Annotated in this window: 8 protein-coding genes; all 8 read right to left on the bottom strand. The window is 72.9% G+C overall.

Features of this window, described 5'->3' with window-relative positions; genetic code table 11:
- Positions 1 to 56 precede the first annotated feature (56 nt).
- Positions 57 to 896: an AAA family ATPase gene (locus AB0C76_RS21120; RefSeq protein ID WP_359967457.1), complete on the bottom strand. Its 840-nt coding sequence runs from the start codon at positions 894 to 896 to the stop codon at positions 57 to 59.
- A 138-nt stretch (positions 897 to 1034) separates the two neighbouring features.
- Complete coding sequence (gene aroQ / locus AB0C76_RS21125; RefSeq protein WP_359967460.1) at positions 1035 to 1463, bottom strand: type II 3-dehydroquinate dehydratase; 429 nt, start codon at positions 1461 to 1463, stop codon at positions 1035 to 1037.
- An 8-nt stretch (positions 1464 to 1471) separates the two neighbouring features.
- Positions 1472 to 2560, bottom strand: coding sequence for a 3-dehydroquinate synthase (aroB, locus tag AB0C76_RS21130; protein WP_359967427.1), 1089 nt, complete (start codon positions 2558 to 2560; stop codon positions 1472 to 1474).
- Positions 2553 to 3074 (bottom strand): shikimate kinase, encoded by a 522-nt coding sequence (locus tag AB0C76_RS21135; RefSeq protein WP_359967431.1) that lies wholly within the window; start codon positions 3072 to 3074, stop codon positions 2553 to 2555. Before AB0C76_RS21135 ends, aroB begins: the two co-directional genes overlap by 8 nt.
- Positions 3071 to 4255 carry a chorismate synthase gene (aroC, locus tag AB0C76_RS21140; RefSeq protein ID WP_359967434.1) on the bottom strand — a complete coding sequence of 395 codons (1185 nt, stop codon included), beginning with the start codon at positions 4253 to 4255 and terminating at the stop codon, positions 3071 to 3073. Before aroC ends, AB0C76_RS21135 begins: the two co-directional genes overlap by 4 nt.
- 200 nt (positions 4256 to 4455) lie before the next feature.
- Positions 4456 to 5286, bottom strand: a complete 831-nt coding sequence (locus tag AB0C76_RS21145) for a shikimate dehydrogenase (protein ID WP_359967437.1) — start codon at positions 5284 to 5286, stop codon at positions 4456 to 4458.
- A 34-nt stretch (positions 5287 to 5320) separates the two neighbouring features.
- A complete protein-coding gene (mltG, locus tag AB0C76_RS21150) occupies positions 5321 to 7231 on the bottom strand; it encodes an endolytic transglycosylase MltG (protein WP_359967440.1) in 1911 nt (636 codons plus the stop codon).
- Positions 7232 to 7381: 150 nt separating this feature from the next.
- Positions 7382 to 8635, bottom strand: coding sequence for an endolytic transglycosylase MltG (mltG, locus tag AB0C76_RS21155; RefSeq protein ID WP_359967443.1), 1254 nt, complete (start codon positions 8633 to 8635; stop codon positions 7382 to 7384).
- Between the last annotated feature and the right edge of the window lie 67 nt (positions 8636 to 8702).

Here is an 8702-nt window from a genome sequence, read left to right on the forward strand (position 1 = left end):
TCATCGCAGCCGCGCCCGACATCCCCACGCTCCCGCGGGTCGGCGGCCCGGCCGGCTCAGCGGACCGGCATCCCCGTGAGCCGGGCCAGGATCACCCGGTCCAGCTCGGCGGCCGTCGCGGCCACGTCCAGGTGCGAGTTGTCGATGATCGGCAGCCCGGAGTTGTACCAGCCGGCCATCCGTCCGTGGATGCGGGCGACCTCCTCGTCGCCGAGCCGCCGGTTGCCGCTGCGCCGGGCGTTGCGGCCGAGCACCGAGTCGAGGCTGGGCAGCAGCACGACGGGCAGCATGCCGGGGCCGATGTGCCGCTTCCAGCCTCCGAGGCCGATGGCCGGGCGGTCGGGGAAGACCGCGTCGTCGATGATGCAGGAGATGCCGTTGGCGAGGTAGTTGCGGCAGGCGAAGCCACAGGTGCGGCGGGCGAGCCGGTACTGGGCCTCGGAGGCGTTGTTCCAGCCGGACTGCGGGTTGGCGAAGCCGGACTGCACCCACTCCCGGACGTCGTCCAGGCTGATGTGCGCGGTCGGGGTGTGCCGCCGCTCGGCCCAGTACCGGGCGACGGTGGTCTTGCCGGCGCCGGCGGGCCCGATCAGAAGGACGGCGATCGGCCCGGCGGGCGCGTGCCGCTGCGGCGGGTGGGCCGGGAGCTGGACGGGCGCGCCGGAGGGCAGGACGAAGTGCCCGGTGGCCCCGGCCGGCATCGGCGCGGTGGGCGCGGGAGCCGGAACCGGAGCCGGGGCAGCGGGCACCGGCGCAGGGGGAACCGGCGGCGGAACGCGCCCGCCGAACGGCACCGGCCCGGGGGACGAAACGGCCGTCACGGCCCCGGCGGCCGGCCGGACCGGCGGAGCGACGGGACGAGGGGGCACCTGTCCACCCCCGGCGTACTGCGTCACGGTCACCTCCCGACTTCTCCCAGCGGGGACACTACACGGCGGCCCGGCGACGGGCACAGTCCGCCGCCGGGCCACCGCCCCTCCCAGCCCTCCGACCGGCCGGAACGCACCACGCCGGACCGCTCCGCTGACCGTCCGTCAGCGCGTCGTGAGCTGCTCCGCCAGGGCGCGCAGGGCCAGTTCGTACGAGCCGAGCCCGAACCCGGCGATGGTGCCGGAGGCGACGGCTGCGATGACCGAGGTGTGCCGGAAGGTCTCGCGCGCGTACGGGTTGGAGATGTGCACCTCGACGAGCGGCGCGGTGCGCTGCGCGGCCGCGTCCCGCATGGCGTACGAGTAGTGCGTGAACGCGCCCGGGTTGATCACCACGGGCACCTTGCCGTCGGCCGCCTCGTGCAGCCACTCGACCATCTGCTGCTCGGAGTTGGTCTCGTGGACCTCGACCTCGAAGCCGAGCTCCGCGCCGAGCGCCGTGCACCGCTCGACCAGCCCGGCGTACGAGGTGGCGCCGTAGACGTCCGGCTCACGGCTGCCGAGGCGCCCGAGGTTGGGGCCGTTGAGCACCATGACCCTGCTCACGCCGAGACCTCCGCGTAGGCGGCGACGAGCAGGGACGGGTCGGGGCCCTCCAGGACGGAGGTCTTGCCGAGGCCGTCCAGGACGATGAAGCGGATCAGGTCGCCGCGCGACTTCTTGTCGATCTTCATGGCGTCCAGCAGCTTCGGCCAGGCGTCCGCCCGGTAGGTCAGCGGCAGGCCCACCGAAGCCAGCACGGCGCGGTGCCGGTCGGCCGTCTCGTCGTCCAGCCGCCCGGCCAGGCGGCCGAGTTCGGCGGCGTAGACCATGCCGATGGAGATCGCGGCGCCGTGCCGCCACTTGTAGCGCTCGTTGCGCTCGATGGCGTGGCCGAGGGTGTGGCCGTAGTTGAGGATCTCCCGCCGGCCGGACTCCTTGAGGTCGCCGGAGACCACGTCGGCCTTGACCTGGATGGCGCGCCGGATCAGCTCGACGGTGTGCGGTCCGGCCGGCGTCTTGGCGCCCTCCGGGTCGGCCTCGATCAGATCGAGGATCGCCGGGTCGGCGATGAAGCCGCACTTGATGACCTCGGCGAGGCCGGAGACGTAGTCGTGCCTGGGCACGGTCTCCAGCGTGTCGAGGTCGGCCAGGACGCCCACCGGCGGGTGGAAGGCGCCGACCATGTTCTTGCCCTCGGCGATGTTGATGCCGGTCTTGCCGCCGACGGCCGCGTCGACCATGCCGAGCAGCGTGGTCGGCATCGACACCCAGCGCACGCCCCGCAGCCAGGTCGCGGCGACGAACCCGGCCAGGTCGGTGGTGGCGCCGCCGCCGAGGCCGACGACGACGTCGCTGCGGGTGAACCCGGTCTGCCCGAGCACCGACCAGCAGTACGCGGCGACCTCGGCGCTCTTCGCCTCCTCGGCGTTGGGCACCTGGAGCGCGATCGCCTCGTAGCCCTCGGCGGCCAGGTCCTCGCGGATGGCGTCGGCGGTGGCGGCCAGCGCCTCGGGGTGGATGAGCGCGACCCGCTTGGCCCGGGCCCCGATCAGCGGCGCCAGCTCGCCGAGCAGCTGGTGCCCGATCAGCACGTCGTACGGGTCGTGGCCGGCACTGCCGCCGACGTGAATCCTGACGGTGTCAGTCATGGGTGGTCTTCAGCTCCAGTGCTTCCAGTACGGCGTCCGCGACCTGCTCGGGGGTGCGGCCCGCGGTGTCGACGACGGCGGTGGCCACCTCCAGGTAGAGGGGGCGGCGGGCGTCCATCAGCTCGCGCCAGCGGGCCCGCGGATTGACGGCCAGCAGCGGCCGCGGGGCGTCCAGCCCGACCCGCTTGACGGCGTCGCCCAGCGGGACCTCCAGGAACACCACGGGCAGCTCGCGCAGCAGCGCGCGGGTGGCCTCGGCCATCACCGCGCCGCCGCCGAGCGCGAGCACCCCGTCGTGGCCCTCGGCGGCCGCGCGCACCGCGCGGCCCTCCAGCTCGCGGAAGTGCGGCTCGCCCTCGTCGATGAAGATCTCGGGGATCGGCTTGCCGGCCAGCGCCTCGATGTCGGCGTCGGTGTCGCGGAAGCCGACGCCCAGGCGCTCGGCCAGGGCCCGTCCGACCGTGGACTTGCCACTGCCGGGCGGGCCGACCAGCACGACCACGGGCCGGTTCATCGGACGATCAGGTGGTCGAGGTAGCCCTGGACGTTGCGACGCGTCTCCGAGACGTGGTCGCCGCCGAACTTCTCGCTGACCGCGTCGGCCAGCACCAGCGCCACCATCGCCTCCGCCACGATCCCCGCGGCGGGCACCGCGCAGACGTCCGAGCGCTGGTGGTGCGCCTTGGCCGGCTCACCGGTACGCACGTCCAGCGTCTGCAGCGCCCGCGGCACCGTCGCGATCGGCTTCATCGCCGCACGCACCCGCAGCAGCTCACCCGTCGACAGCCCGCCCTCCGTGCCGCCGGAACGGCCGGAGGTGCGCTTCACGCCCTCGGCGGTCGGCACGATCTCGTCGTGCGCCTTCGAACCCGGCACCCGCGCCAGCTCGAAACCGTCCCCGACCTCGACACCCTTGATCGCCTGGATCCCCATCAGCGCAGCCGCCAGCCGCGCGTCCAGACGCCGGTCCCAGTGCACGTGCGAACCCAGGCCCACCGGCACCCCGTACGCCAGCACCTCGACCACACCGCCGAGCGTGTCACCGTCCTTGTGCGCCTGGTCGATCTCCGCGACCATCGCCTTCGACGCGTCCGCATCCAGGCAGCGCACCGGATCCGCGTCCAGCCGCGCCTCGTCCGACGGCAGCGGCAGCACGCCGGCCGGCGCCTTCGCCGCGGCCAGCTCCACCACGTGGCTGACGATCTCGATCCCGCAGGTCTCCTTCAGGTACGCGCGGGCGACGGCACCCAGCGCGACCCGGGCCGCCGTCTCACGGGCGCTCGCCCGCTCCAGGATCGGGCGGGCCTCCTCGATCGAGTACTTCTGCATGCCCGCCAGGTCGGCGTGGCCCGGACGCGGACGGGTCAGCGCCTCGTTGCGGGCCAGACCAGCCAGCACCTCGGGATCGACCGGATCGGCCGACATGACCTGCTCCCACTTCGGCCACTCCGTGTTGCCGACCATGACCGCCACCGGACTGCCCATGGTCAGACCGTGCCGGACACCGCCGAGGAACGTCACCTCGTCCTGCTCGAACTTCATCCGCGCGCCGCGACCGTAACCGAGCCGGCGGCGCGCCAGCGCGTCGGCCACCACGGCAGTGGTGACCGGTACACCAGCGGGCAGGCCCTCCAGCGTCGCGACCAGTGCGGGGCCGTGCGACTCCCCCGCCGTCAGCCAGCGCAACGTACCCAACGGAGCTCCTTCATCAGCGGGCCGGCCCACGGGCCGCCCCGGGCGTGCCTTGTGACCGAATCCTTTCATGTCCCGAGGTCACCCGGCGGCGCAGTCCGCGTGACGGACGGCGACCGGCCGGTCAGCGGGACGGACGGGACCAACCGGGACGAGGCGCCACGAGCCGGGACGAGCCGGACGGCGGCCGGGAACCCGCCGTCTCAGCGCCCGGCGAGCGCCTTCTCCCCCGCCTCGCGCATGGCCGCGAGCGGGCCGGGCGTCCGCCCCGTGAACGCCTCGCTCTGCAGCACCGCCTGGTGCACCAGCAGGTCGAGCCCGCCCAGGACGGTGGCCCCTCGCCCGGCGCACGCGGCCGCCAGCGCCGTCGGCCAGGGGTGGTAGAGCACGTCGAACAGCGCTCCCGGCTCGGCGGGCAGCGCCTCGGCGAACCCGTCCGTCGCGCCGACCGGCGTCGTGGAGACGGTGAGCGGCTGCGCCAGCGCCTCGGCGCCGCGCTCCCAGTCGGCCGCCCGCACGACGACGCCGAGCCGCTCGCCGAGCTCGGCCATCTCCCGGGCCCGCTCGGCGCTGCGCACGTAGACCGTCACCTCGCCGGTGCAGATCTGCGCCAGCGCGGCCAGCGCGGAGGACGCCGTGGCGCCCGCTCCGAGCACGGCCGCGCCCGGCACCTCGGTGATGCCGCGCTCGCGCAGCGCGTTCACCAGGCCGGGGACGTCGGTGTTGTCGCCGGTGCGCCGCCCGTCGGCGGTGAAAACCACCGTGTTCACCGCGTCCACCGAGCGCGCCGTCGCGCTGACCTCGTCGAGCAGCGGGATGATCGCCCGCTTCAGCGGCATGGTCAGCGACAGGCCGGCCCACTCCGCCTCGTCCAGCCCGGCGACGAAGCCGGGCAGGGCGGCCTCGTCCAGCTCGAACCGGTCGTAGCGCCAGCCGTCCAGCCCGAGCGCCGCGAAGGCGGCCCGGTGCAGGTCCGGCGAGAGCGAGTGGGCGATCGGCGAGCCGAGGACGGCGGCCCGGTGCTTGGTGGTCAACGCAACTTCTCCGTGGGCGGGTTACCGGTGCGGACTACTTGGTGGTGCAGTGGCCGCGGGCCTCGTCGAAGTTCTGGCCGGCCGACTGGCAGTACTCCTTCACGTTGGCGTAGTGCTCCTTGGCCGTCTCGGCGAAGCGGGTCTCGGTCGAGGACATCGCGATGAAGTACAGCCACTTGCCGTCCGCCGGGTGCAGCACCGCGTTGATCGCGTCGTCGCCGGGGTTGGAGATCGGCGTCGGCGGCAGACCGGCGTTGAGGTAGGTGTTGTACTTGTTGGACGCGTTGTCCATGTCCGCCTTGCTGAGGTCCTTGCGGCCCAGCGAGTACTGCAGCGTGGTGTCCATGCCGAGGCGGTGGTGGGTCTCGGGCTCGTTGGCCAGGCGGTTCTGGATGGTCTTGGCCATCTTGGCGAAGTCCGCCGGGTTGTTGCCCTCGCGCTGCAGGATGCTCGCCTCGATGATCACCTCGTACCCGGTCTTCAGCCCCACCGAGGCGGCCTGGCCGTCCAGGTTGGCGTACTTGTCGGTGGCGGTCTTCACCATCTGCTTGAGCAGGTCCTCGGGCTTCATGCCGTCGGCGATGTTGTAGCGCGTCGGCCAGAGGAAGCCCTCGACGTTGCCCTGCGCGTACGCGGGCAGCCCGAGGGTGTTGACCTGGGCCTTGGCGACGTTCGCCGTGGTGCCCGGCGCCAGCTTCAGCTTGCTGTCGATCATGGTGTAGATCTCGGAGGAGTTCTTGCCCTCCGGGAACACGATCGCCGCGCCGCCCGCCTGCGCGAGGAGTTCCTTGAGCGCGGCGGCGGCCGGCATCTCCTTCTTCAGCGTGTAGAAGCCCGGCTGAACGGTCGTGCACTTCGGCTCGGCGTCACAGGCCTTGCTGTACGCGTCGACGCTCTTGACCACACCGGCGTTCTTCAGCGCGAGGCCGACCTGCGCACCGACCGCGCCGGGCTTCACCTCGACCTGGACGGACCCGGTGCCGTCGCCCGTGAAGTCCGGCGGCGGGCCGAAGTGGTCCTTGTAGAAGCCGTAACCCCACCAGCCGGCCCCGGCCATGGCGCCGACCAGCACCAGCGCGACCACCAGGCAGGCACCGCTGTTGCGGCGGCCCGACTTCTTGCCCTTCTCCTTGCGCTTCTTCTGGGCCTCGCGGGAGACGTCCTCCTCGCCGAGGAAGCCGGCCTGCCCGATCTCGCCGTCCTCCTCGAGGTACTCGCCGTCCCCGTGGTGACCGCCGTCGGAGTGGCCCTCCTCGAAGTGGTCGTCCCACTCCTCCTCGGCGGGCTCGTGCCCCGCCACCGGAGCGGCGCCGGCCTCCAGTGCGGCGGCCTCGGCCTCCCAGTCGATCCCGTCCGGCCCGGGCCCGGAGACGGGCTCGGCCTGCCGCGGTACGGGCTGCGCCGCCTGCTGCGGAGCCTGGGGCTGCATCTGCTGCGCGGGCATCTGCTGCTGCATCGGGGCCTGCTGCATCTGCTGCTGGTACTGCCCCTGCTGGGGGTGCTGGCCCTGCTGGGGGTACTGCCCCTGCTGGGGGTGCTGGCCCTGCTGCTGCGGGTACTGCCCCTGCTGCGGGAAGCCCTGCTGACCCATCTGCTGCTGGTACTGCCCCTGCTGGGGGTACTGGCTCTGCTGGGGGTACTGGCCCTGCTGGGGGTACTGGCCCTGCTGCTGGTACTGCTCCTGGCCGCCCGGGTAGCCCTGGGCGTACCCCTGCTGCTGGAAGCCCTGGGGGTCCTGGAAGCCCTGCTGGCCCATGCCCTGCTGACCCATGTGCTGCTGGGCCATCTGCTGCTGGTACTGCTCCTGCTGCGGGTAGCCCTGCTGGCCCATGTGCTGCTGGGCCGTCTGCTGCCACTGGCCGTCCTGCTGTCCGCCGTAGGCGGGATCACCGGGGTGCCACGGCTCGGCGCCCTGGGGGCCGTAGCCCCGACCCAGATCGGTCATTGATCCCCTTACCCGACGGAGACGACCGGCGGATCGGACCGGCCGCGCGGGACGGCGTCCCGGCTGATTCTCGAACCGGCGTGCTAGCGCAACGCCTGGGAGGAGACGTTACCGTACCGCAGACATACCGCCGTAAAGGCGAAACCTCCGTCAGTGCCCGCCCTGACCTGCCGGGGCTCCGCCCGGCTGGGAGGCCGCCGCCGGGGAGGGCGTGCCGGAAGCCGCGGCCGAGGCGCTCGACTGCGCCGCCCGGTAGGCGTTGAAGTCCGCCACGTTGCGCTGCTGGACGTCGAAGTTGTCGGTGAAGCGGGTGTCGCCAGGCTTCACGGTGACGAAGTACAGCCAGTCGCCCGGCGCCGGGTCCAGCGCGGCCATGATGGCCTGGCGCCCGGGGTTGGAGATCGGCGACGGCGGCAGCCCGGCGTGCAGGTAGGTGTTGTAGGGCGAGTCCAGCCGGGTGTCGGTCACCGTGGTGTTCAGGGTGGACCGGCCGAGCGCGTAGTTGATCGTCGAGTCGAGCTGGAGCGGCATGTTCTTGGCCAGCCGGTTGTAGATCACCCGCGCGACCTTGCTCATGTCCTCGGAGTTGTCGGCCTCGCCCTGGACCATGCTCGCCACCGTGACCAGGCCGTACAGGCTCTGGCCGAGCGTCTGGGCGACGACGTTGGCGTCGTCCCGGGAGTACTCCTTGCCGGCCCGGTCGACCATCTGCTTCAACAGGTCGACGGGGGTGGTTCCGTCCGTGACGCTGTACGTCGCGGGGAAGAGGTAGCCCTCCGGGCTGCCGTTGGCGAAGTCCGGCAGGCCCAGCTCGGCACCCTGCTCCTGCGCGGTGCGCTGGGTGGTGCCGGCCGGGAGGTTCAGCTTCTTGTCGATCGCCGTGAAGATCTGGTAGCCGCGCCAGCCCTCGGGAATGGTGAGACCGTTGGCGTTGGCCGGGTCGATCAGGATCGCCAGCGCCGCCGCGGCCGACATCTTCTGCTTCAGCGTGTAGGTGCCGGGCTGGATCCGCCCGGCCGCCGCCGCGCTGCCCTTGGCCGCCCGGGTGAAGGCCAGCGAGCTGGCCACGACGCCGTTGCGCACCAGTGCCGACGCGATCTGCGACAGGCCCGCGCCCTCCGGCACCGAGACCTGGACGTCCCCGGTGCCCTGCCCCGCGTAGTCGGCGGCGGCCGGCGGCTTGCGCTGGCCCTGCACCCAGGTCCACCCGGCGAGCCCGGCCCCGCCGAAGACGGCCACCAGGGCGAGCGCGGTGAGCCCACAGGCCAGTCCGTTACGCCATCGGTGGGGATCCGGCGCATCGGGGCGCGGACGGGGCGCTCCCGGCGGACGGCCCTCCGGCTCCAGCACCGGCGCACCGAGATGGCCGGGCGTGAGACCCGGGTGGAAGTCCTGGTCGGTCATGGCGCGCGCCCCCTCGGCGGTCCCGGAAGAAACGAGAGGGGTCCGTGCGGACGCGTCCGCACGGACC

This window comes from Kitasatospora sp. NPDC048722 (assembly GCF_040650235.1).
In the GTDB taxonomy this organism is placed as follows: Bacteria; Actinomycetota; Actinomycetes; order Streptomycetales; family Streptomycetaceae; genus Kitasatospora.